The 23,336-nt window shown below is 63.0% G+C and carries 21 protein-coding genes, 1 tRNA gene and 1 pseudogene; 16 read left to right on the forward strand and 7 right to left on the reverse strand.

Annotated features, from left to right (window positions below; translation table 11 throughout):
• Nucleotides 1-75 precede the first annotated feature (75 nt).
• Together ACLCGK_RS11955 and ACLCGK_RS11960 are read left to right on the forward strand one after the other, a co-directional pair.
• The gene (locus tag ACLCGK_RS11955) at nucleotides 76-897 is read left to right on the forward strand and encodes an ABC transporter substrate-binding protein (protein ID WP_023663597.1); all 822 of its coding nucleotides are present in this window, start codon (nucleotides 76-78) and stop codon (nucleotides 895-897) included.
• Nucleotides 894-1,715, forward strand: coding sequence for an amino acid ABC transporter permease (locus ACLCGK_RS11960; protein ID WP_015268879.1), 822 nt, complete (start codon nucleotides 894-896; stop codon nucleotides 1,713-1,715). The genes ACLCGK_RS11955 and ACLCGK_RS11960 overlap by 4 nt, the downstream gene beginning before the upstream one ends.
• Before the next feature lie 156 nt (nucleotides 1,716-1,871).
• On the opposite strand, the gene ACLCGK_RS11965 is transcribed toward ACLCGK_RS11960, so the two are convergent.
• On the reverse strand, nucleotides 1,872-2,801 hold the full coding sequence (locus tag ACLCGK_RS11965) for a malate dehydrogenase (RefSeq protein ID WP_410952061.1): 930 nt from the start codon (nucleotides 2,799-2,801) through the stop codon (nucleotides 1,872-1,874).
• A gap of 699 nt (nucleotides 2,802-3,500) precedes the next feature.
• Here ACLCGK_RS11965 and ACLCGK_RS11970 point away from each other — a divergent pair.
• The 5 genes from ACLCGK_RS11970 (at nucleotide 3,501) to ACLCGK_RS11990 (ending at nucleotide 9,444) form a co-directional block, all read left to right on the forward strand.
• Nucleotides 3,501-4,643, forward strand: coding sequence for a sensor histidine kinase (locus ACLCGK_RS11970; RefSeq protein ID WP_013970795.1), 1,143 nt, complete (start codon nucleotides 3,501-3,503; stop codon nucleotides 4,641-4,643).
• Nucleotides 4,628-5,977, forward strand: coding sequence for a sigma-54-dependent transcriptional regulator (locus ACLCGK_RS11975; RefSeq protein ID WP_410952062.1), 1,350 nt, complete (start codon nucleotides 4,628-4,630; stop codon nucleotides 5,975-5,977). The genes ACLCGK_RS11970 and ACLCGK_RS11975 overlap by 16 nt, the downstream gene beginning before the upstream one ends.
• A gap of 166 nt (nucleotides 5,978-6,143) precedes the next feature.
• Nucleotides 6,144-6,827 (forward strand): hypothetical protein, encoded by a 684-nt coding sequence (locus ACLCGK_RS11980; protein ID WP_013970793.1) that lies wholly within the window; start codon nucleotides 6,144-6,146, stop codon nucleotides 6,825-6,827.
• A 24-nt stretch (nucleotides 6,828-6,851) separates the two neighbouring features.
• Nucleotides 6,852-8,114 carry an MFS transporter gene (locus ACLCGK_RS11985; protein ID WP_410952063.1) on the forward strand — a complete coding sequence of 421 codons (1,263 nt, stop codon included), beginning with the start codon at nucleotides 6,852-6,854 and terminating at the stop codon, nucleotides 8,112-8,114.
• A 76-nt stretch (nucleotides 8,115-8,190) separates the two neighbouring features.
• On the forward strand, nucleotides 8,191-9,444 hold the full coding sequence (locus ACLCGK_RS11990; RefSeq protein ID WP_330142726.1) for an arsenic transporter: 1,254 nt from the start codon (nucleotides 8,191-8,193) through the stop codon (nucleotides 9,442-9,444).
• A 185-nt stretch (nucleotides 9,445-9,629) separates the two neighbouring features.
• On the opposite strand, the gene ACLCGK_RS11995 is transcribed toward ACLCGK_RS11990, so the two are convergent.
• Nucleotides 9,630-10,520 (reverse strand): LysR substrate-binding domain-containing protein, encoded by an 891-nt coding sequence (locus ACLCGK_RS11995; RefSeq protein WP_410952064.1) that lies wholly within the window; start codon nucleotides 10,518-10,520, stop codon nucleotides 9,630-9,632.
• Nucleotides 10,521-10,629: 109 nt separating this feature from the next.
• Between ACLCGK_RS11995 and ACLCGK_RS12000 the strand changes: the two genes are divergently transcribed.
• A complete protein-coding gene (locus tag ACLCGK_RS12000; RefSeq protein WP_410952065.1) occupies nucleotides 10,630-12,168 on the forward strand; it encodes an MFS transporter in 1,539 nt (512 codons plus the stop codon).
• Between the two features lie 1,034 nt (nucleotides 12,169-13,202).
• On the opposite strand, the pseudogene ACLCGK_RS12005 reads toward ACLCGK_RS12000, so the two are convergent.
• The 4 genes and pseudogenes from ACLCGK_RS12005 to ACLCGK_RS12020 all read right to left on the reverse strand — a co-directional run.
• Nucleotides 13,203-13,316, reverse strand: a pseudogene (locus ACLCGK_RS12005) (integrase); the annotation flags it as partial.
• Between the two features lie 896 nt (nucleotides 13,317-14,212).
• Nucleotides 14,213-15,535 carry a tyrosine-type recombinase/integrase gene (locus ACLCGK_RS12010; protein WP_410952066.1) on the reverse strand — a complete coding sequence of 441 codons (1,323 nt, stop codon included), beginning with the start codon at nucleotides 15,533-15,535 and terminating at the stop codon, nucleotides 14,213-14,215.
• A gap of 161 nt (nucleotides 15,536-15,696) precedes the next feature.
• Nucleotides 15,697-15,772 (reverse strand) — tRNA-Thr (locus ACLCGK_RS12015).
• Between the two features lie 71 nt (nucleotides 15,773-15,843).
• Nucleotides 15,844-16,254, reverse strand: a complete 411-nt coding sequence (locus ACLCGK_RS12020) for a pilin (RefSeq protein WP_075043667.1) — start codon at nucleotides 16,252-16,254, stop codon at nucleotides 15,844-15,846.
• 215 nt (nucleotides 16,255-16,469) lie between these two features.
• On the opposite strand from ACLCGK_RS12020, the gene ACLCGK_RS12025 reads away from it, so the two are divergent.
• The 4 genes from ACLCGK_RS12025 to yacG are packed head-to-tail and all read left to right on the forward strand — an operon-like array spanning nucleotide 16,470 to nucleotide 19,367.
• On the forward strand, nucleotides 16,470-17,678 hold the full coding sequence (locus ACLCGK_RS12025) for a type II secretion system F family protein (RefSeq protein WP_410952067.1): 1,209 nt from the start codon (nucleotides 16,470-16,472) through the stop codon (nucleotides 17,676-17,678).
• A gap of 2 nt (nucleotides 17,679-17,680) precedes the next feature.
• Nucleotides 17,681-18,547 carry a prepilin peptidase gene (locus ACLCGK_RS12030; protein WP_410952068.1) on the forward strand — a complete coding sequence of 289 codons (867 nt, stop codon included), beginning with the start codon at nucleotides 17,681-17,683 and terminating at the stop codon, nucleotides 18,545-18,547.
• Nucleotides 18,547-19,170, forward strand: a complete 624-nt coding sequence (gene coaE, locus ACLCGK_RS12035) for a dephospho-CoA kinase (protein ID WP_023660627.1) — start codon at nucleotides 18,547-18,549, stop codon at nucleotides 19,168-19,170. Before ACLCGK_RS12030 ends, coaE begins: the two co-directional genes overlap by 1 nt.
• The gene (gene yacG / locus ACLCGK_RS12040) at nucleotides 19,167-19,367 is read left to right on the forward strand and encodes a DNA gyrase inhibitor YacG (RefSeq protein WP_003260624.1); all 201 of its coding nucleotides are present in this window, start codon (nucleotides 19,167-19,169) and stop codon (nucleotides 19,365-19,367) included. The genes coaE and yacG overlap by 4 nt, the downstream gene beginning before the upstream one ends.
• Nucleotides 19,368-19,604: 237 nt before the next feature.
• Here the strand turns inward: yacG and ACLCGK_RS12045 are convergent, their stop codons facing one another.
• Entirely contained in the window at nucleotides 19,605-20,312 is a 708-nt protein-coding gene (locus tag ACLCGK_RS12045; protein ID WP_043935298.1) for an energy-coupling factor ABC transporter permease, read from the reverse strand.
• An 86-nt stretch (nucleotides 20,313-20,398) separates the two neighbouring features.
• Here ACLCGK_RS12045 and ACLCGK_RS12050 point away from each other — a divergent pair, with 86 nt between their 5' ends.
• The 4 genes from ACLCGK_RS12050 to ACLCGK_RS12065 all read left to right on the forward strand — a co-directional run bounded on the left by ACLCGK_RS12050 (nucleotide 20,399) and on the right by ACLCGK_RS12065 (nucleotide 23,202).
• A complete protein-coding gene (locus tag ACLCGK_RS12050) occupies nucleotides 20,399-20,830 on the forward strand; it encodes a hypothetical protein (protein ID WP_015268860.1) in 432 nt (143 codons plus the stop codon).
• Between the two features lie 55 nt (nucleotides 20,831-20,885).
• Complete coding sequence (locus tag ACLCGK_RS12055) at nucleotides 20,886-21,515, forward strand: DUF1780 domain-containing protein (RefSeq protein WP_013970766.1); 630 nt, start codon at nucleotides 20,886-20,888, stop codon at nucleotides 21,513-21,515.
• Nucleotides 21,516-21,648: 133 nt separating this feature from the next.
• The gene (locus ACLCGK_RS12060; protein WP_013970765.1) at nucleotides 21,649-21,822 is read left to right on the forward strand and encodes a DUF3094 family protein; all 174 of its coding nucleotides are present in this window, start codon (nucleotides 21,649-21,651) and stop codon (nucleotides 21,820-21,822) included.
• A gap of 84 nt (nucleotides 21,823-21,906) precedes the next feature.
• A complete protein-coding gene (locus ACLCGK_RS12065; RefSeq protein WP_003260618.1) occupies nucleotides 21,907-23,202 on the forward strand; it encodes an NAD(P)/FAD-dependent oxidoreductase in 1,296 nt (431 codons plus the stop codon).
• The last annotated feature ends 134 nt before the right edge of the window (nucleotides 23,203-23,336 follow it).

A 23,336-nucleotide genomic window follows, 5' to 3' on the forward strand; every position in this document is an offset into this window, starting at 1 on the left:
AAATTCATTATGTAGGTGACATTTATAACTATTAAATACCGCTTCCTATAATTGGCCAACATTTCAGGTATGTCCATGCGATTTTCTACTGTGCTCGGTGCGGGCCTTGTGCTGCTCGCAACTGCTTCCCAGGCCTTTGCCGGTGCCACGCTGGAGCGGGTTGAATCGCGCAAGGAACTGGTCAACGTTTTGATGGAAAGCTACCCACCGTTTTCCTTCCTCAATGACCAGAACCAGCTGGACGGTTTCGACGTGGATGTGGCCAAGGCCGTGGCGGACAAGCTCGGCGTCAAGCTGCGGCTGGAAACCCCTTCGTGGGACGTGATCGCCGCAGGCCGCTGGAGCGGCCGCTACGACATCTGCATCTGCTCGATGACCCCGAGCAAGGCCCGCGCCGAAGTGTTCGACTTCCCGGTGGAGTACTACGCATCGCCTGCGGTGATCGTGGTCAACGCCAAGGATGAGCGCATCCATGGCGCCAAGGACCTGGAAGGCCGCAAGGTAGGCCTGACCAGTGCATCGAGCTACGAGAGCTACCTGAACAAGAACCTGGTGATCGAAGGCGACGAAGACAAGAAGCTCGAATACCCCTTCGATTTCGTGCAGATCGCGCCCTACGACACCGACAACGTCGCCTTCCAGGACCTTGGCCTGGGTGCCGGCGTACGCCTGGACGCCATCCTCACCAACCTGGTGACCGCGCAGCCGCGCCTGGACCAGGACAAGCGCTTCAAGCTGGCAGGTGCCCCGCTGTATGAAGAGCCGAACTCGGTGGCCATCGAGAAAGGCGACCCCGAGTGGGATGCCAAGGTGCGCCAGGTGTTTGCCGAGTTGAAGGCTGACGGTACCCTGGCCAAGCTGTCGCAGAAATGGATTGGCGCCGATATCAGCAAATGAGCACCTTCCCCTCCTCCCCCAAGCCCGTGGCCAAGCCCACGGGTGCCGGCCTGTTCGGCTTTCGCACCCGGCTGCTGCTGACCTGGCTGGCGCTGTTTGGCCTGTTCGTTGCGTTTTTCCTCAGTTTCGATCTGAAGTTCTCGATCATCCTGGAGAAGTTTCCGAACCTCGCAGGGTTCAAGCTGGGGCCCAACGGCTTTCTGCAAGGCGCGGCACTGACCCTGTTCCTGTGCCTGTGCTCGATGCTGGTGTCGGTACTGTTCGGCTTCGCCGCCGCGCTGGCGCGGTTGTCGAACAGCGCGGTGCTGGTGGGTGTCGCCAGCTTCTACACCTCGTTCTTCCGCGGCACACCCCTGCTGATCCAGATTCTGCTGATCTACCTGGGGCTGCCACAGCTGGGCCTTGTACCGGGCGCCATCAGCGCCGGCATCATCGCCTTGTCGCTGAACTACGGGGCCTACCTGAGCGAAATCTTCCGCGCTGGCATCCTCGGCGTCGCGCGCGGGCAACGTGAAGCGGCACTGGCGCTGGGCATGCGCACGCCGCAGATCTTCTGGCATATCGTCCTGCCCCAGGCCATGCGGGTGATCATTCCGCCTACGGCCAACCAGTTCATCTCGATGCTGAAGGATTCATCGCTGATATCGGTGATGGGGGTATGGGAGGTGATGTTCCTGGCGCAGTCGTACGGGCGGTCGAGCTATCGATACCTGGAGATGCTGACCACGGCGGCGGTGATCTACTGGGTGCTGTCGATCCTGCTCGAGCTGGTGCAGGCGCGGCTGGAGCGGCATTTTGGCAAGGCTTACCAGCGCTAGGGGCCAGGCTGGGTTGGCAGCCCCCCCTTATTGAACTGCACGTAAAATCATTGAATTAGCAGGGACACTGTGGGAGCGGCTTTAGCCGCGAACACCGGCGCAGCCGGTGCCATGCACCGCGTTGGATTCTTCGCGGCTAAAGCCACTCCCACAGAGTCACAGCGCCTTCATTTCAGCAATGTCCCGCGCCACCTGATCAGCCGATTGGTCGAACATCGCCTGCTCCTGCGCATCCAGCGGCAACTCGATCACCCGCGCCAGCCCCTCCTCTGCCAGGACGCAGGGCACACCCATGGCAATATCCGTGCGCCCGTACTCGCCTTCCAGAATCGCCACCGCCGGCAAGATGCCGTTTCGCCCGTTGGCGATCGCATCGACCATCTGCGCAATCGCCACGCCCGGCGCATCGCAGGCGCTGCCCAGCTTCTTCAGCCCCAGGATCTCGCCACCACCCTTGCGGGTGCGCTCGACGATCTGCTCGATCTGCTCACTGGACAGGAAGTGCGACAACGGCACCGAACCGATCTGGCAGTAGCGCATCAGCGGCACCATGCTGTCGCCATGCCCGCCCAGGACCAGCGCCGTGATATCCCGGGCAGAAAACCCGGTCTGCTCGGCGATGAAACACTTCATGCGTGCGGTATCCAGCACCCCCGCCTGGCCGAACACCTTGGTGCGCCCCAGCCCGCTCAAGCTCCAGGCGCGATAGGTGAGCACATCGACCGGGTTCGACACCACCAGCACCGTCGCAGTTGGTGCATGCAGCTTGATGTCGGCCATGATGCCGTCGAGGATTGGCAGGTTGATACTCAGTACATCCTGACGCGACTGCCCCGGCTTGCGCGGCACGCCTGCAGTGATGACCACCAGCTCAGAGCCGTCCAGCATTTCAGCCTTGGCCCCGCCGTGAACCCGGGTATCGGAACCCGACTCGACTGCCGCCTGCCACACATCCAGCGCCTTGCCTTGCGCCATCTCGCCCTGCACATCCATCAACACCAGCTCACGGCACAACTCTTCCCGAGCGATGATCTGCGCCGCCGCCTCGCCGACCATGCCGGCACCCACGATTGTCAGTTTGTTCACACGACACCTCCCAGCGGCGCGCGCCACCAGGAACACGCCTGCGATACAGAGAAGTATCGCCTGCTGAGGCGAAAAGACCACACAAAGGCAAATGGAAGCGGTACGCGTACCCCGTGGGAGCGGCTTTAACCGCGAAGAATCCAACGCGTTGCCTGGCACCGGCTGCGCCGGTGTTCGCGGCTAAAGCCGCTCCCACAAGGACCGCGCCACCTTCGAGTGCAGTGCAGTACCTGTGGGAGCGGCTTTAGCCGCGAAGAGGCCGGTGCAGGCTGGCCTCGAACTCGAAGGTACTGGACAAGCTCACCTGCCGCGCATCGCCAATGGCCACAAAGTACTGGTTCACCGCCAAGCGCCCACAGAGTCACTGCTAATTCAACCGACCCTGTCCTTGCACGGCGATTTTCCATCTGGCAAGGTTGCCATCAGAACGCCCACCGACTGACCAGCGGTGCCCCACATCAAAGGAAACCTGACCTGTCACTGCAACCCTCCGTTCGCCGCGATCTGCTGATTCTGTGGCTTTCCATTGCCGCAGTTGCGCTTGTGCTGGGATGGCTGCTGCTGATAATCAGCCGCCAAGGCGCCGGCCCTCAGATTGCGCAGGCGCGCCAACTCACCTCGACCAGTTGCCAGGCGCTCCAGGCGGGTGCGGCACGGGTTCGCCAGCAGCTCCCGCCTGCACAAGACCACCCTGATCTCATGCCCCCCGCTGCCGCACAGGCAGTGCTGGATTTGGCACTGCGCGATCAGCCGGGCATGGAGGGCGGCTTCTGGCGAGCGGATGCGGGTGTGGTGGCCTACGCCTTCCCAACCTACGACGGCACGGGAATCAAACGCGACCCGCCGAGCGCCGAGTTGCAGCGCATTGCCTCCACGGCCCAGCGTGCGCAGGATTCTGCAGGCCTGGTGGCGGACGTCCGACCGGGCTTACGCGAAGCCGTGGCCTTCGCCGCCTGCCCCGTTCAGGCCTATGACCGGCAGCTGATCGCCTGGACCCTGATGCGCGTTCCGCTTTTGGCCACAGAAACAGTCAATACCTTGATACTCGCGGTAAGCCTGCTGCTGGCGCTGGTCGTTGTCTCCGGGGCATGGCTGGGCTGGATGATTTCGCGTTGGCAGCGCCAGTCGGCGCATTTGCGAAAGCAACTGGCCCAGTCCGAGCGCCTGGCCACGCTGGGGCGCGTTTCCGCCGGGCTTGCACACGAGATCCGCAACCCTTTGGGCACGATGCGCATGAAGGTGGAAAACGCGATGGCTGCCCCGGCTGACCGGCGCGAAGCACGTGTGGTTGGCGCCCTGGAGGCCGTACTGTCGCAAACGGCACGCCTGGAGACGCTGGTGTCGAGCCTGTTGGCGTTGACCCAGCCGTTCCGCGCCGAGCGCCAGGCAGTTGACCTGCAGGAATGGCTGGAGGAGCGGCGTAATGCCCACGCCGAAGCAGCGCAAAAGAAAGGCGTACGAATAACACTGGCCGTTGAACCGGAGCTGACCGCTAGCGCGAAGCAAGTTGCGCTGTTCGACCCGACACAAATGGCGCGGGTCTTTGACAACCTGCTGCTCAATGCGTTGGCGCACACGGAAGAACGCGGTGAAATCGAGCTCGGTGCGCATCGCACGCACCGCGGCACATTGCTGTTGTGGGTGGCGGACGATGGTTCCGGCATTCCGCATGACCTGCGCGATACACTGTTCGAACCGTTCTCCACCAATCGCGCTGGAGGTACCGGCCTGGGGCTGGCGCTGGTGCGCGAGATCGTGCAGGGTCACGGCGGGCGGGTCGGTCTCGCCGAGTCGGCCAAAGGAACGCGCATAGAGATGGAGCTACCGTGGCCCGAATCCTGATCGTCGACGATGACGCCGCATTCCGCGACAGCCTTGCAGAAATGCTGCAAGACCTGGGGTATGCGGTGCTGCAGGCTGAAACCACCGATGCAGGCCTGCACAGGCTGCGCACCGAGGACGTGGATGCGGCCATCGTCGATCTGCGGCTGCCGGGCGAGGATGGCCTGGTGTTCCTGCGCCGCGCGGCGCGCATCTCGCAGGTGCCTTGCATCATGCTCACCGCCTATGCGAGTGGCGGCAACACCATCGAGGCGATGAGCCTGGGCGCGTTCGACCACCTGACCAAGCCCGTGACCAGGGCCGCCCTGATCGAGACGCTCGAACGGGCCCTGCGACGGGCAGCCAACACCCCAGACAACCCCCAGGCGGCCGGGGCATCACCTGCCGCCAAAGAGCCCGTGGATGGCACCGAACTGGTCAGCAGCAGCGAGGCCATGCGCCAGGTCTTCAAGCGTATCGGGCTGGCCGCGAACTCCGATGCCACTGCGTTGATCCTGGGCGAGACGGGCACAGGCAAGGAACTGGTCGCGCGCGCCTTGCATCGCAACAGCGGGCGAGCCACCGGCCCCTTCGTCGCCGTCAACTGCGCGGCGATCCCGGCCGAACTGATGGAAAGCGAGCTGTTCGGTCATGTCAAAGGCGCGTTCACCGGTGCCATCACTGAACGCACCGGGCGCTTTCGCGAGGCCGATGGCGGCACCCTGTTCCTCGACGAAATAGGCGATATGCCGCTGGCCACGCAGGCGAAGATCCTGCGGGTGCTGCAGGAACGCGAAATCACCCCCGTGGGCGCCAATCGTGCCCAGCCGGTGAACGTGCGCATCATCGTGGCCACCCACCGGGACCTGCCCAGCGCAGTCAAGGAAGGGCGCTTCCGGGAAGACCTGTGGTACCGCCTGCAGGTAGTACCACTGTGGCTACCACCGCTGCGTGAGCGCCTGGGCGACGTGCTGCTGCTGGCCGAACACTTTCTACGCCTGCTGGGCGGCGACTCGCCCAAGCGGTTGAGCGCGGCGGCAGCCCGGCTGCTGCTGGCCCATTCCTGGCCGGGCAACGTGCGCGAACTGCGCAATGCCATGGAGCGCGCGGCCATCCTCAGCCACGGCCCGGTCATCGAGGCCGAACACATCGGGTTGCAGACGGCGGCGGCGCCCCCCCCGGGCCTGGACATTGACTGGGAAGGCCCAATGGCACAGGCCGTTGCCCAGCTGGAGCGCGAAATGATCGTACGCGCCCTGGCTGCGACGGCGGGCAACCGCGCAGAGGCGGCGCGGCGCCTCGGTCTGTCTCGCCAGCAGCTCTACCGCAAGCTGGCCGAGTTCGATCTGAACTAACCCCTTCGCACGCAAAGGAGGTGTCCGATTCCGTGACACCTTAGCGTCACGGAATCGGACGGCACATTACTCCTATCAATCATAACTGATTGATTTAATTAACAATTTTATCTGGCATAGTGTTTGCGCTACAGGTTGGGTGTTCCCACCCAAAAGAGCTTCTCCAATGTCCAGGTATTTCATCGCCACATCTCTTGCACTGGCAATTGGCCTGGGTAGCCTCAGCGCGCATGCCATGCCGCCCGCCGCCGCCCATCTGCCTCCAACACCGCATCAGGGTGTGGAAACACCTGGCCTGGTGAGCCAGTACGTGGTGGAAGGCCAGGTGCAACGGATGCTCATCAATCCCTATGGTGAGGTCGACGGGCTGCGCCTGAGCGACGGGACCATTGCAAAGTTTCCACCGCATATGGCCGATGCGCTCACAGCCACGGTCAAAGTGGGGGACGCCGTCCGCATCATCGGGCGGGCGGAAACGCGAGGCACGGTCAAAGCCGACGCCATCATCCACGCCGACAGCGGGCGCACCGTGTACGACCAGCCGCCACCGGTCGGCGAAGGCCGAGCCCTGCCGCCACACCTGCGCGCCCAGCGTTTGCAGCCGCAACAGGTGGAAGGCCAGGTGGAGACCGTGCTCACTGGCCCACGGGGCGAGGCCAACGGCGTCATCCTGAGCGATGGCAGCATCGTACGTTTCCCGTCAGAGAGCCTGCGTATTTCCGTGCAGACGGGCGCACCGTTCGCAGCATCCGGGCTGGGCACGCGCAATGCCTTTGGCACCGCTTTGGAAGCGGTCAGCATGGGCACCACGTTATCCACCCTGCAGCCGCTCTATGACCGCGCGCCATAAGGGAATGCCTCTATGCACCCGGCAATGCCTTTCATAACTCCGGCGCATGCCAGCTCACGGCGCTGGCTGTCCGGCCTCAACTTCTTCCTGGCCGATGTCCGTGACGGCCTGGGCCCCTTCCTCGGTGTGTTTCTGGCCAGCCACGGCTGGCGAGCCGATGACATTGGCTACGTGATGGCCGCTGGCGGCATCGCAGGCATGTTGGCGACCACGCCGATGGGCGCGTGGATCGACGCCTCGCGCCACAAGCGACTGCTTCTGGCAAGCGGCGCCATTGCACTCATTCTCGCCACGGCAGCGCTATGGACGGCGCCAACGTTCGGCGTCGCCGTCGCCTCTCAAGTGGTGACGGGTGTTGTGGGTGCGTTGATGGGCGCCGGCATCATGGGCATCACCTTGGGCATCGTTGATCAAAAAGACTTGTCTCGGCAGCTAGGCATCAACGAAGCCTGGAACCATGCCGGCAACGTGGTAGCGGCTGCCTTGGCCGGGCTGGCAGGCTACCGCTGGGGGCTGTCAGCCGTATTCGTCCTGATGGCCCTGATGGCGTGCGCGGCCCTTGCCTGCTTGCGCAAGATCGATCCACATGACATCGATCATGAGCGTGCCCGCGGTGGTGACCTCACTGGCAACCAGCCTGCGCAAGGTAGCAGCCCCTCGCCTTCCCTGGTGCGGGTTTTGACGCACTCGCGCGAGCTGGGCCTGCTCGCGATCACCATGCTGCTGTTCCACCTTGGCAATGCCGCGATGCTGCCCTTGCTGGCACAGTCGGTTGTCACGCGTGGGCTGGCCGACCCCAGCGTGTTCACGGCATCCACCGTCATCGTGGCGCAGCTGGTCATGATTCCCGTCGCGCTTTGGGCCGGGCGGCATGCCTCTCGGCACGGGTATCGGGCACTGATCCTTGCCGCCCTCCTGGCCTTGCCCTTGCGCGGGCTGATCGCCGGTTGCTGGGAGTCCCCTTGGGCCCTGATTCCGGTACAGGCCCTTGATGGAATCGGGGCAGGCCTGCTGGGTGTCGCCTTGCCAGGGCTTGTCGCTTCCATCCTGCGCGGCACTGGGCACATCAATGCAGGGCTTGGTGCAGTGATGACGATACAGGGAATAGGCGCGGCCATGAGCCACGCACTTGCCGGCTGGATCGCGCAACATTTCGGCTATGGCACAGCCTTCGTCGTTCTGGGTATCGTGGCTGCAATCGGGCTACTCACCTATCAGACAGGCCTTAGGAAGGAACACCCAAGCCGGCAATTGCCAGCTCAGCCAAATAACGTTGACACGATATAGCGTGCTGCACGCCATCCACCAAAGGCTGGCACCCGGCCAAGCCGCGCCAACTCATTCATTCACCTGAGTAAACTGCATGCCTGTATTTGATCCATCCTCGCTCATCTGGGCCGTCGCCGCCGTTGCGACCGGTGGGGTAATCCTGCGCCCCTGGCGGGTGCCGGAATATGTCTGGGCAGTCGGCGCCGCTGTATTGCTGACCGCGTTTGGCCTGGTGCCACTACCCACGGCCCTCGGCGCTGTCGCCGAGGGTGGCGATGTTTACCTGTTTCTGATCGGTATGATGGTGCTGGCCGAACTGGCACGCCAGGAAGGGCTGTTCGACTGGCTGGCCATGTACGCGGTGCAGCATGCCCGGGGCTCCGGCCAGCGCCTGTTCGACCTGGTATTCCTGGTGGGGGTACTGGTAACGGTGTTCCTCTCCAACGATGCCACGGCTGTGGTGCTTACCCCAGCAGTGTATGCCGCATGCAGGGCGGCCAAGGCCGAGCCGCTGCCCTATCTGTTCATCTGTGCCTTCATCGCCAATGCCGCCAGTTTTGTGCTGCCCATTTCCAACCCGGCCAACCTGGTAGTGTTCGGCAGCCAGATGCCGCCGTTGCTGGATTGGCTGCGGCAGTTCACCTTGCCGTCGCTTGCGGCCATCGGCCTGACCTACCTGGTGCTGCGGCTGGCCCAACGCAAACAGATACGCCAGCCCCTGGCAACGACTATCGACATGCAACCGCTGTCCAGCGGTGCACGCTTGTGCGCGCTGGGTATCGTGCTGACAGGCGCCCTGTTGCTGCTGACCTCCGCCCTGGACCGGCAGCTCGGCTTGCCCACCTTCTGCGCCGGCATCGCCACGGCCGGGCTGATCCACCTGCGCCAGCGGCGCAACCCGATGCCGGTGCTCAAAGGTGTGGCATGGGGCGTACTGCCGTTGGTCGCGGGCCTGTTCGTGCTGGTGGAAGCGGTGGCACAGACGGGTGTGATCGAGCACCTGGCCCATGGCTTGGCCGCGCTGGCGCGCAGCTCCGAGCACCAGGCGAGCTGGGGCGCCGGCGTGGTCGCGGCTATCGCCGGCAACCTGATGAACAATCTGCCGACCGGCCTGATCGCAGGCTCCGTTGGCCATATTGTCGATTTACCCGCGAGAACCACTGCGGCGCTGCTGATTGGCGTCGACCTCGGGCCGAACCTGTCGATTACCGGCTCCCTGGCCACTTTGCTCTGGCTGGTTGCCGTTCGCCGTGAAGGCGAACACGTCGGTGCCTTGGACTTCCTGCGCCTGGGGGCGCTGGTAATGCCGCCTGCCTTGATCGGGGCGTTGGGGTTGCTTCATTTGTGAAGCGCTCGCAAGCGGTCCGCGTACCGTGTGGGAGCGGGCGTGCCCGCGAAGAATCCAACGCGGTGCCTGGCACCGGCTGCGCCGGTGTTCGCGGCGGTTCGATGCCTCGACACGCCCGCGCCCACTAGGTCACTGCCAACTCAATGAGTTATGTGTTGTGGAGAGCGTGGGAGGCGCCGGGCAATTTACGCCTTGAACAAACGCTCGGCGATGAAGTCGACGAACACACGGATCTTCGGCGACAGGTGGCGGCTCGATTGCCACAGCGCCCAGAACTGGCCCTGGTCGGAGGTATGCGCATCAAGCAGGCTTTCCAAGGCGCCAGTCCTGACCGATTCACGTACCAGAAAGTCCGGCATGTAGGCGATACCATGGCCGTCCACCGCAGCCATCAGCATTGCCTCCATGTTGTTCAGCGTCAGCACCGTGGGTAAGCGCAACTGGGTAATCTCGGGATCGGCGCCGAGGCTCCAGTCCATGATCTTGCCGGTCGTGACAAAGCGATAGCGCAGGCAGTCGTGTCGCTCCAGGTCGGCTAGCGTCTGGGGCCGCCCCTTGCGTGCCAGGTAGGTAGGCGCTGCGCACATGACAAAGCGGAACGGCCCGAGCTTGCGCGACATCAATTTTGAATCGGCTAGCCCACCACTGCGGATCACCACATCGAAGCCATCGTCGATCAGGTCGACCAAGTGGTCGTTGAAGTCCATTTCCAGTTCGATTTCAGGGTATGCCTTGCGAAAAGCCGGCATCAACGGCAGCAGAAAACGGTAGCCGATGGTCGGGAGGCTGACCCGCAAGCGACCACGCGGGGCCTGTATCGCATGGGACAGCATGGCCTCCGCATCCTGGAGGTCGTCGAGGATACGCCGGCAGCGCTCATAGAACAGCTGGCCTTCCGCCGTCAGGCTGACCTTGCGCGTACTGCGCTGGAACAGCCGCACCTTCAACGAACTCTCCAGGCGGGCAACGTTCTTGCCAACCGCCGATGCGGAAATACCCATCGCCCGCGCCGCGCTGACAAAGCTCAACGACTCGGCGGTTTTCACGAAGGCGAGGATGCCGTTCAGGCTTTCCATGGCATTACTTCCCTTTTGTCCATTATGAGTGGAGTTCCAGCCTGTTTATCCAGCATTGCGGCCACTATAGATTTAACGCACACGGAGCTACAACAGGAGGGATAGCGCAATGGATCAGGCTACTGATCACACCCCGCACGCGGGCCGTTACCATGTTCTGGCAGCCATCTGCCTGGCCGCCCTGGTGCTGCCGCTGAGTTTCACCGGTGGCGCCGTGGCCACGCCTGCCATCGGCAAGGCCTTCGATGCCGAGCCGTCCTCGCTTACCTGGATCACCAACGCCTTCATGCTCAGTTTCGGCAGCCTGCTGATGGCAGCCGGAACCCTGTCGGACATTTACGGGCGAAAGCGCCTGTTCACGCTGGGCCTGGCCCTGTTCGTCATCGTCAGCATCCTGCTGGCGAGCGTCTACAGCATTGTCTGGCTTGATGCCCTGCGGGCGGTGCAGGGCGTTGCCGCCGCCGCTGCCCTGGCCAGCGGTTCCGCCGCCTTGGCCCAAGAGTTCGAGGACCAGGCCCGCACGCGCGCGTTCAGCCTGCTTGGCACCACGTTCGGGCTGGGCCTGGCGTTCGGGCCGATGGTCAGCGGCCTGCTGATCGAACAGTTCGGCTGGCGCTCGATCTTCGTCAGCACCGCGGCCCTTGCTGCGATCTCGCTGCTGGCAGCGTTGTCACGGATGCGCGAAAGTTTCAACCCCGAAGCGCCCAAGCTGGACCTGCCCGGTGTGCTTGCCTTCTCGAGCATGCTCGCACTGTTTACCACTGCGATCATCCTGGGGCCGCAGGCCGGCTGGCGCTCCCCGCTGATCCTGGGCCTGTTCGGCGGCGCGGCACTGAGCTTGCTGGCGTTCGTGACCATCGAGCTGCGCGCCAGGCAGCCGATGCTCGAGCTGAGCCTGCTGAAATACCCGCGCTTTGTCGGGGTGCAGATTCTGCCGATCGGCACCTGTTATTGCTACATCGTGCTGATCGTACTGCTTCCGTTTCGCTTGATCGGCGTAGAAGGCATCGCCCCGATGCAAAGCGGCCTGATCATGCTGGCACTGTCGGCGCCGATGCTGGTGGTCCCGCTGCTGGCCGCCTGGTTGACCCGCTGGGTAAGTGCTGGCGTGCTGTCGGCTGCAGGCTTCCTGGTGGCGGCTGCGGGGTTGTACCTGTTGGCCCATGCCGCTATTGGCGATTACCAGCAACTGGTGCTGGCAATGCTGGTGATTGGTATCGGCACCGGTTTCCCTTGGGGCCTGATGGACGGGCTGGCGGTTAGCGTGATCCCCAAAGAGCAGGCAGGCATGGCCGCCGGCATCTTCAACACCACCCGGGTAGCGGGCGAAGGTGTCGCCCTGGCGATCACCATCGCCCTGCTCACCGCGTTGGTAGGTAACAGTCTTGGGCGCGTACTGCCTGCCGGCGATTACAGCGAACTGGCGCAGCGCCTGGTGATGGGCGACCTGGGCCAGGTTCAGGGCGTCGATCCGTTGCTGCTGCAGGCTGCGTATCTGGACGGCTTCGGCACCTTGGTTCTGGTGCTGATCGGATTCACCGTGTTGTCGGCTGGAGCGGCGTTCTTCTTGCTTGGTCAAGACGAGCAGGCAAGGCGTGCCAAAGCGCCTCACAGCAGCCTGCCAGCCTCCGATTCGGTGCGGGGCTGACGACGGCATGGCGATTACACGCAACAACGGGATCTTGCCTAACGCTCAGGGGCCTGGCCGCTTCGCTCCATGACCTTCCCACACCGCTCACTGGCCAAACGGCTGATGATCCGGATCGCCTGATGGATACCGGCCGTGTTGCGAAAGCTCAGGTGGAGGTTGTGTTCGCACTCCAGCATTTCGCCGTGCTGGAGGGACTAGCGCGGTCCCTGTAGGAGCTGGCTTGCCTGCGATGGGCTGCGCAGCAGCCCCATAACCCTACCCGACAGGAATACACCACCAGAAGGCCATTAGCAGAAGGCCAGCCGCAAGCGTGATATCCGGCCCGCCGCTCATCAATGATCCTGCCTAACTAACAGGGTCCTGCCCGTTTCGCTCCATCACCTTCCCACACTGCTCACTGGCCAAACGGCTGATGATCCGGGTCGCCTGGTGGATACCGGCAGTGTTGCGAAAACTCAGGTGGAGGTTGTGTTCGCACTCCAGCATTTCGCCGTGCTGGAGGGACTAGCGCGGTCCCTGTAGGAGCTGGCTTGCCTGCGATGGGCTGCGCAGCAGCCCCATAACCCTACCCGACAGGAATACACCACCAGGAGGCCCTTATCAGAGGGCCAGCCGCAAGGGTGATATCTGGCCCGGCGCTCATCAATGATCCTGCCTAACTAACAGGGTCCTGCCCGTTTCGCTCCATCACCTTCCCACACTGCTCACTGGCCAAACGGCTGATGATCCGGATCGCCTGGTGGATACCGGCAGTGTTGCGAAAACTCAGGTGGAGGTTGTGTTCGCAGTCCAGCATTTCGTCGTGCTGGAGGGACTAGCGCGGTCCCTGTAGGAGCTGGCTTGCCTGCGATGGGCTGCGCAGCAGCCCCATAACCGTACCCGACAGTAATAAACCACCAGGCGGCCTTGAGCAGAGGGCCAGCCGCAATGGTGATATCTGGCCCGCCGCTCATCAATGATCCTGCCTAACCAACAGGGTCCTGGCCGTTTCGCTCCATCACCTTCCCACACTGCTCACTGGCCAAACGGCTGACCGTGCCGTAGTGGCCGCCGCCGAACATGTCTTTCAGCGCCTGCGGCCCTGCGTAGCTCAATTGCCTGCCGTATCCGAAATTGCGGCCATCCCGCCTACCTACCAATGCCATGTCGATCACCTCATCGCCTGTTCTCTGATCCTCGCCCCACGTCATCCCGCCAAGAATGCTGAGTGTTATCAGGGATCAAGGCCCCTGCGACCTGTGGGGAGTGTCCACTACGCGGGACTGGCGGCTCCTTACGACCGGGAGCAAGGGCATCTCATGATCTGGCCTCCTGAGCACCGTTACCGGTGGGCGGGTGGAGGCAGCATTGGCTGACGAGACCAGTGCCTGAAGATCCTGAGCCATGTGCAAGCAGCACTGCGATGACCGGGGCATGCCTGACTGTCAATCAGGTGCAGTCCATTCCCTGGTCTGCGGCACCATCATCTACATGGCTGTTGCTGGTGACATCGGCGTTTGTCACGCCGATTGTCACGAGGGGGAATGCCGCAAAGCCTTGTGCGATCAGGGCTGCAGCAGTGGTAGAAGTGCCCGTCTCTTTCCAGAAGAAAGAGACGGGCACAGGTTGGCGCAATATTCGGTCAAGCGGATAGGTTGCTGCAGGGCAGCGAGGTACGGTGTGTCTGGCGCACGAGCGCCATAGGTGTAAGAGCATCCATCACATGGGTAGTGACCGGGCGAGCTGCCGGATGCGAATCGCCCTTGGGGAGAACCACCGCGAGAGCGGCGTGACCTTGAAGGCTCGGGTCACCTGGGGTGCTGTCAACGACAGCCTTTGCACTGTCTTTTCTACGCCCGCAATCCGAGGGGGTCAAGCGACTCGCCTGCAGGATTTTGTGGTTGAAAATGGCATGGGGCGTGTACGGAATCCCGTGGTTTCCAGTGGCCGATTTGGTGTTTTTGATATTTTTGGTGAGGTCCATCCAAACAGGGCGGCTTTGCAGCCCTGTTTGGATGGACCCGCATGGAAAGCGGATCACCGAACTTTCAAAGCCGTGCGCTCACTCGACTGCGCCACGCCTTGCTCTAAGGCTCGATACGTTTGCCCCGGTCTGATTCGCGAACTCATGCGGCGAGATATGCTCCTGCCGATTCGCTTCGAGGTAGCGGCTCCACCAACTCATGATCATTCGCCGTTCCTCCAGAAACTCGGCCTTGTGGATATACGCCGCCCGAACGTTGTTGCGCTCCCTATGGCTCATCTGCCGCTCAATAGCCGTCTCTGACCACAGCCCGGATTCGACCAAGGCACTGCACGCCATGGACCGGAAGCCATGCCCGCAGATTTCGGTCTTGGTGTCGTAGCCCATGTTCCGCAAAGCGCTGTTGACCGTGTTCTCGGACATAGGCTTCCACGAGCGAGCGTCACTGGTGAACACCAGATCGAAATACCCCGTGATCGCATGAATCTGTTCGAGCAACGCCACCGCTTGCGGTGACAGAGGGACAAGATGGATGTCTCCCGCCATCTTCGTTCCTCTGGTCGAATACGGTACGCCGTCCAACGCAGGTCGCGTATCCGGTATCTCCCATATGCCGCGCTTCAGGTCGAACTCACTCCAACGTGCGAAGCGCATTTCGCTGGAGCGTACGAACACATGCAGCGACAGCATGACTGTCAGCCGAGTGAGCGTGCGCCCTTTGTAGTTCTCGATGCGGTCCATCAACTCAGGCAGGCGTGACAGCGGGAGTGCTGGCCGATGCGTAACCCGTGGCGCGCTGATGAAGCCCTCAAGGTCATATGCCGGGTTCACCGTGATCAGCCGTAGCCTCTTCGCCTCACGCATGATGCTCTGCAGGTAGTTTTGTACCCTCAAAGCCACATCAATCGTGCCGCGCTTCTTTATCGCCTCAAGCGGCTGCATGAGGTCAAAGGTATCCAGATCAACGACGGCGCGTGCGCCGAGCAGCGGGAAAACGTGAGTCTTCAAACGACTCAGCACGGTCCTCGCATGGCCAGGCGCCCACTTCACGGACATTTCCTTATGCCAGTCCAAGGCAACGCGCTCGAATGTGTGGCCTCTGACAACCGCCTCGGCCTTGGCCTGTTGCTTGGACGCAATCGGATCAATGCCTTCAGCCAGCATCCGCTTAGTCTCCAGACGCTTCTGCCGAGCATCTGCGAGCCCGATGACGGGGTAGTTGCCAAACGAGGTCAGCCCCTCTCGCCCATCCGGTTTCACATACCGGAAGCGCCAGCCTTTGCGGCCATTGGGGTAAACGAGGAGGTAAAGACCGTCACCGTCGAAAAGCTTGTAGGGGCGGTCAGTAGGCTTGGCCGAGCGGCATGCGGTGTCGGTCAGGGGAGCAGTAGTACGAGCCATAAGGGTAAACCCCTTTATCGAATCGACTTTATCCCAAACGTTACCCCTAAATCGGCTGGCAGCTGTCGGAATCCGACGGAACGCCATAACGAAAAAACCCGCCAGAAGGCGGGTTTTACGGGGGTTCCAGAGATTTTGGTAGCCTTCACTGGAACCTGAACTGGTGCCGGAGACAGGAATCGAACCTGCGACCTTCGCGTTACGAGTGCGCTGCTCTACCGACTGAGCTACACCGGCGTGTAGCGCAACGTACCACTGCTCGCACCCGTTACGCAAACCCCTGTTTCCGCTAGTTTATTGCCCCCCCCTCAAGGCGCCTTGCACCCCTTCGGCGCCAGGTCTTCCTCGATGTTGGTCGTACACGCCCATCCGGTAGCCGAACGCGTCAGGGTCAGTGCCTTGCCCAGCACGGTCGCCGGCGCATCCACCAGCGTGCAAACGATGCTCCCAGTGCCATCCGCCGCCTTGCCGCTAGCCGTGATCGCACAATGCGCCGTCGCCGGCTGGCCACCCAACGCGGCCACATCCGCCACATCCTTCCCATCATTCAACCGCAGGTCCATCGCCGTCTTCAGCGCGCTGATCTCCAGCAACCCGGCCGCGGCCTTGGAGCGTGACTGGTGGTTGGTGTACATCGGTAAGGCGATGGTCGCCAGAATGCCGATGATCGCGACGACGATCATCAGTTCGATCAGGGTGATACCGCGTTGCCCTTTCATGAACGTTTTCCTTTTTGATACGCGTACTCGTTGAGGTCAGGCTCGACCCCGGCTGGCAGCGGCGCAGTAGGCCTGAACAGACACCTTTTGTCACCCCTGCCCGCTCGGGCGTCGTCTTCGCTGAACTACTCTAGTGAGCATCTCGGAAGCACGCCCTTGCATGGGCGCGGCAAGCTGTTTCCAGGCTTGTCGCACGGGCAGAAAAAGGACCTTGCATGACCCAACCCACACTCCTCTACACCTGGCACGGCACCGACGCCAACGGCGCGCCGGTCAGCGGGCAAACGTCCGGGCGCAGCCCGGCTTATGTGCGTGCCGGGCTGATCCGCCAGGGTATCAAGGTCGCCAGCTTGCGGCCTGCCGGTGGGCTGACGCTCAGTTTGCCGAAACGGCGGGCAAAGGCCGATCCGTCGGGGTTCAGCCGGCAGTTGGCGACCTTGCTCAAGGCCGGGGTGCCGCTGCTGCAGGCGTTCGAGGTGATGGGGCGCAGTGGCTGTGATGCGGCGCAGGCGGCATTGCTGGATAGATTGAAACAGGATGTGGCCTCGGGCCTGGGGCTGGCGGATGCGTTGCAGCGCCACCCGGGGTGGTTCGATGCGCTGTACTGCAACCTGGTGCGCGTCGGTGAGCAGTCCGGCACGCTCGACCGGCAGCTGGAACAGCTGGCAGGCATGCTGGAGCAGCGTCGGGTGCTGCACAAGAAGGTGCGCAAGGCGATGATCTACCCGTTGCTGCTGTTGCTGACGGGGTTGGGGGTGTCGGCGATCCTGTTGCTGGAGGTGATTCCGAAATTCGAGGGCATGTTCTCTGGCATGGGCGTGGCGTTGCCGGCATTTACCCAATGGGTGATCGACTTGTCCACAGGGCTGAGCCGCTTTGCGCCGCTGTTGCTGGTGATGGGCGTGGTGCTGGGTTTTGCCATGCGCCAGCTCTACCGGCAGCACGCGCCAGCGCGCCTGTGGATATCTCGCCGGGTGCTGGGCTTGCCGGTGTTTGGCACGCTGCTGGGGCAGGCGGCTCTGGCGCGGTTTGCGCGTAGCCTGGCAACGTCCTACGCCGCCGGGGTGCCGTTGCTGGATGCACTGGGCACGGTGGCCAGGGTCAGTGGCGGCGACCTGCATGAGCAGGCGGTGTTGCGGCTGCGCCAGGGCATGGCCAATGGGCAGGGGCTGCACCAGGCGATGGCCGCTGAGCCGCTGTTTCCGCCGCTGCTGGTGCAACTGACGGCCATCGGGGAATCCAGCGGCACGCTGGACCAGATGCTGGAAAAGGCCGCCAGCCATTACGAGGAACAGGTCAGCCAGGCGCTGGACCAGTTGACCAGCCTGCTGGAGCCGGCCATCGTGCTGGTCTTGGGCCTGCTGGTGGGCGGCCTGGTGGTGGCGATGTACCTGCCGATCTTCCAGTTGGGTAGCTTGATCTGAACATGACTTTATGGACTTTGCTGGCTGAGCAGCCGGCGTACTTTCTCACCTTGGCCACGGTGCTCGGCCTACTGGTGGGCAGTTTTCTCAACGTGCTGGTGTATCGCCTGCCGATCATGCTGGAGCGGCAATGGCAGCGTGAGGCGCAGGAAATGCTGGAGTTGCCGATCACGCCGCACGAGCGTTTCGACCTGTGGCTACCCGCCTCGCGCTGCCCGCATTGCGCGCATCGGATTCGCGCGTGGGAGAACATTCCGGTCATCAGCTACCTGGCCTTGCGCGGGCGTTGTTCAGCCTGCAAGACCCGCATAAGCCCGCGCTACCCATTGGTGGAGTTAGCCAGCGCGCTGCTGTCGCTGGTGGTGGCCTGGCGCTTTGGTGCTTCGCCCGAGGCCTTGCTGGCGCTGCCGCTGACCTGGTGCCTGCTGGCCCTGAGCCTGATCGATGCCGAGCACCAGTTGCTGCCGGATGCGCTGGTGCTGCCGATGCTGTGGCTGGGGCTGATCGTCAACGCCTTCGGCCTCTACATTCCGCTGACCAGCGCACTGTGGGGCGCGGTGGCCGGGTACCTCAGCCTGTGGACGGTGTACTGGGTGTTCAAGCTGGTTACCGGCAAGGAGGGCATGGGCTATGGCGACTTCAAGCTGATGGCGCTGATCGGGGCCTGGGGTGGCTGGCAGGTGTTGCCGTTGACCTTGCTGTTGTCGTCAGTGGTCGGGGCGCTGGCTGGGCTGTGCCTGTTGCGCTTGCGCCGCCATGCCATGGGCACGGCGATCCCGTTTGGCCCCTATCTGGCGATTGCGGGGTGGATTGCCGTGCTCTGGGGTGATGAAATATACGCCTCATACACAAACCTGCTTGGATTCTGATGACCACTGCGGCCTTTACCCCCTGGATTCTCGGCCTTACCGGCGGCATTGGTAGCGGCAAGAGCGCCGCTGCCGAGCGTTTCGTCGAGCTTGGCGTGCACCTGGTCGATGCCGACCAGGCGGCGCGCTGGGTGGTCGAGCCTGGCCGCCCGGCCCTGGCCAGCATCGTCGAGCGCTTTGGCGCCGGCGTACTGCAGGCGGACGGCCAACTCGATCGTTCGGCACTGCGCCAGCTGATATTCGCCGACCCGGCGCAGCGCAAATGGCTGGAGCAATTGCTGCACCCGCTGATCGGGCAGGAGATTTTCAGCTACCTGGCCAAGGCGGAGTCGCCGTATGCGGTGTATGTGTCGCCGCTGCTGATCGAGTCGGGCCAGCACCAGAAAACCCAACGGGTGCTGGTGATCGATGCGCCGCAGGAGCTGCAGGTGGCGCGTACCCTGGCGCGTGACAACACCAGCGCCGAGCAGGTGCAGGCCATTCTCAAGGCCCAGCTGGCCCGCGAGGAGCGCCTGCGCCATGCCGATGATGTGGTGGTCAATGACGGCGACCTGGCCGCGCTGCATGAGCAGATTGACCGCCTGCACCACTTTTACCTGACTTTACGAGGAGGCCAGCCATGAGCCAGCCGTTGACCGTCGATTGCCCGACCTGTGGCGCACCTGTGGAATGGAACGAGAAAAGCCCGTTCCGGCCATTCTGTTCGGACCGTTGCAAGCTGATCGACCTGGGGGCCTGGGCGGCGGAGGAGCACAAGATTCCGGGGGCGGAAGAGTCCGAGGATGAGCTGTACTCGGGGGATTTGGAGCCGCGGCATTGATCCGATAGCCAAGTGGCTGTGCGGGCCTTTTCGCGGGCATGCCCGCTCCCACAGGCAACCCCACAAGCTTCAAGACTGGCGCGGTACCTGTAGGAGCGGCCTTGTGTCGCGATGGGCCGCAAAGCGGCCCTCGATTTCAGCGTTAACCCAAAGTTCGCCGGGGCTGCTCCGCAGCCCTTTCGCGACACAAGGCCGCTCCTACAAGCAAGGACCGCACCGCTGCGGTGGCCTGGTTAGTTATCGATCATCCTCCTTCCACGGCGCCTGCAGATACCGCGTGCGGTTGAAGGTTTCCAGCCACTCCGGGCAAAACACCACCAGCGCGCTGATCACCGTGCCGTTGATGAACGCTTCGGGGAACATCATCAGCCACAGGTAGCCGACAAAATCGCTGAGCCACTCCGGCATGGCGAAGCGCCCGTCCAGCCACAACAGCCCCAGCGCGGTCGACAGGCAGGCCAGCACGGTCAGTGCCGCCGGGAAGAACCCTGAACAGAAGATATACACAAACAGGTTCCGCGGCTGGGCGCGCTCGACCCCTATCGCGCACGCCTCGGCGATCAGCACCGGCAGGCCAACCAGCAACAAGCCATTCACCCCCAGCGCCGCCAGGTCCTGACGCCCCAGCACCAGCAAACCGAGCTGGGCCATGAACCCGCCCAGCACTGCCAGTGGCCAGTCCAGCAACAGGGTTACCGCCGTCATGCCTATGAAGTGGTACGACACACCGGTATCGAAATCGCGCCGCACCAACCACAAGGCAAACAGGCAGAACACCGTGCCAAACAGCAGATGCTGGCGGCGCCGGTCAGTGAACAGCTCAACCCAGCGCACCTGGCTGACCGCCCAGATCAGCAACGGCACATATCCCAGCCAGCCAAGCGTAAGGGTGGTGCCCGACAACACCTGCGCGCTGATCACCTGACGAATGCCCCTTGCAGCCATGTGGATAAAGCCGAGTCTACACCCATTCTCCGTTTCATTCGGTTGCGCTAGGCTGGCACCCTCACTCAATGCAGGAAGCATTGCTCATGCCGGAAGGAATCAACCTCGCCCTGCTGCTGGCAGCAGCGCTCAACGCCATCATCGGCGTACTTCACCTGGTCATCATCGCCGTCGGGCCGCGCTGGTACCGTTTGTTCGGGGCCGGCGAGCGCATGGCCGTGGCCGCCGAAAACGGCCGCTGGTACCCAGGGCTGATCACCGCAGCCATCGCCTGCGTGCTGCTGGCCTGGTCGGGGTATGCGCTGTCAGCTGCCGGGGCCATCGGGCGGTTGCCCTTGCTGCTGCCGGCCATCTGCCTGATCACCTTGGTGTACCTGGCGCGCGGCCTGCTGGGGCCGATATTGCTGGCGGGTACCGGGCGCTCGCGGCGTTTCATCGTGGTCAGTTCGCTGATCTGCCTGGGGTTTGGCCTGGTGCACCTGCTTGGGGTGGTGCAGCAATGGCCAATACTGGGCTGATTTCTGCGCACAAACAGCATCTTATCGTCATCGATTAACAGCTAAGCTTGTCTGCATGGATGACTCAGACTACCTGCGCCTGCTTACCATCCAGGCGGAACAAGCCAATGCCTTTCTCTCCAACGCCCGCAAGTGGGAGCGGGAGCGTTGGGTGTGCCAACGCCTGTTGCAGGGGCTGAACATCCCCTATCGCAGCGAGGACTTCACCCCGGCCGGGCAAGAACCGCCAGACGTGCTGTTCCGCGACGCGGCGTTCGAGGTGTTTTTCGTGCTCGACGAGGGCCGCCGGCTCAACGATGAATGGCGCGAAGAACTGCAGCGCCGGCGCAGTGCGTTTTCCCTGGCGCAACTGGTGCGCCGCGAAGCGCGCCCGCGGCGCATCAGTGCCACCGAGCTGCTGGGGCGGCTGGCGCCGACCTTGCGCAAGAAGGCGCACAACTACCGGGAACGCGGGCTGGAACTGAACGAGCTGGATATCATTGCCTTCGCCAGCCTCAAGCGCGAAGTGCTCGACCTCAATACCCATTTCCCGCCGCCCACCGAATATCTGCGCCAGGGCTGGCGCTCGCTGTCACTGGTCGGGCCGACATTTGCCCGGGTGCTGTTCGCCCACCCCGATGCGCCGGACTTCCTGCGCGGCAACCTGGGCCGCAGCATTGTGTTCGACGTGGGCATCAGTCTTTGATCCACTGCAGCGAGTGTTTGCGATGGCGTACACTCGGCGCCAGAGATAGAAAGCCTTATCATTTGTTTCAAGCGCTTGCGTGAACGCTGTAGCGTTTACGCAGTCCCAAACGTCTACCTGACGAGGCCCCACCATGACCAGCCGCCTGAATCCGGAAGATCAGCGTCGTGTCGATGAGTATCTGCGAGCCCCCCAGCACCAAGTCGAGCGCAGGCCCTTCCGGCCGTGGCTGCTCCTTGTGCTGGTGGTGGCCGTGACCATCGGGTTGGGTCTCATCAGCCGCCTGCTCAGTGGACTGGTGCTATGAGCTGCTTCGCGCTCGCCCTCCCCTCGTGCAGTTTGCGGCCGGCCCCCGGGGCCACGAATTCCGTAAACCTTATGAGATATCCCCATGACTCATCGCATCGTGATTGTCGGCGGCGGCGCCGGCGGCCTGGAACTGGCGACCCGCCTGGGTAAAAGCCTGGGCAAGCGCAAGCAGGCCGAGATCACCCTGGTCGACGCCAACCTCACGCACATCTGGAAGCCTCTGCTGCACGAAGTGGCCGCCGGCTCGCTGAACTCCTCGGAAGACGAACTGAACTACGTGGCCCAGGCCAAGTGGAACCACTTCAACTTCCAGCTGGGGCGCATGAGCGGCCTGGACCGTGAAGGCAAACAGATTCAACTGGCCGCCACCCTCGACGAAGAGGGCCGCGAGCTGTTGCCTGCGCGCACCTTGGGCTACGACACCCTGGTCATTGCCGTGGGTTCCAACACCAACGACTTCGGCACCTTGGGCGCAGCGCAGCACTGCCTGTTCCTCGACACCCGCAAGCAGGCCGAGCGTTTCCACCAGCAGTTGCTCAACCACTACCTGCGTGCCCATGCCGGTGACGTGGCGAGCGAGAAGATCAGCGTGGCCATTGTCGGCGCCGGTGCCACCGGTGTGGAACTGGCAGCCGAGCTGCATCACGCGGCCCACGAACTGGCGGCCTATGGCCTGGACCGCATCCAGCCCAAGGACATGCACATCACCATTATCGAGGCCGGCCCGCGCGTACTGCCGGCGCTGCCAGAGCGCATCAGCGTGCCGGTGCACAAGACCCTGGAAAAGCTCGGGGTGAAGGTGATGACCAATGCCGCCGTCAGTGAAGTGACCGAGGATGGCCTGAAAACCAAAGACGGTGAAGTGATCCAGGCCAGTTTGAAAGTGTGGGCGGCTGGTATCCGTGCGCCGGCGTTCCTCAAGGACATCGATGGCCTGGAAACCAACCGCATCAACCAGCTGGTGGTGCGCCCTACCCTGCAAACCACGCGCGATGACAACATCTTTGCCTTCGGTGACTGCGCCGCCTGCCCGCAACCGGGTAGCGACCGCAACGTGCCGCCACGCGCCCAGGCGGCGCACCAGCAGGCTTCGATGCTGGCGCAGAGTTTGAAGGCGCGGCTGGAGAACAAGGCGCTGCCGACCTATGAGTACAAGGACTACGGCTCGCTGGTGTCGCTGTCGCGCTTCTCGGCGGTGGGCAACCTGATGGGTAACCTGATGGGCAGCGTGAAGCTGGAGGGCTGGCTGGCGCGGATGTTCTACGTGTCGCTGTACCGGATGCACCAGATGGCGTTGTACGGGTTCTTCCGTACGGCGTTGATGATGCTGGGTAGCAAGATTGGCCGGGGTACCGAGCCTAGGTTGAAGTTGCACTGACACTGAAGATTGCTGGGGGCGCTTTGCGCCCCTTTCGCGACACAAGGCCGCTCCTACAAACGACCGCGCAATATCTGCTTGCTGTAGGAGCGGCCTTGTGTCGCGATGGCCTTCAAAGCAGGACCAAAAGTTTA

The organism is Pseudomonas sp. S1(2024) (assembly GCF_046557535.1).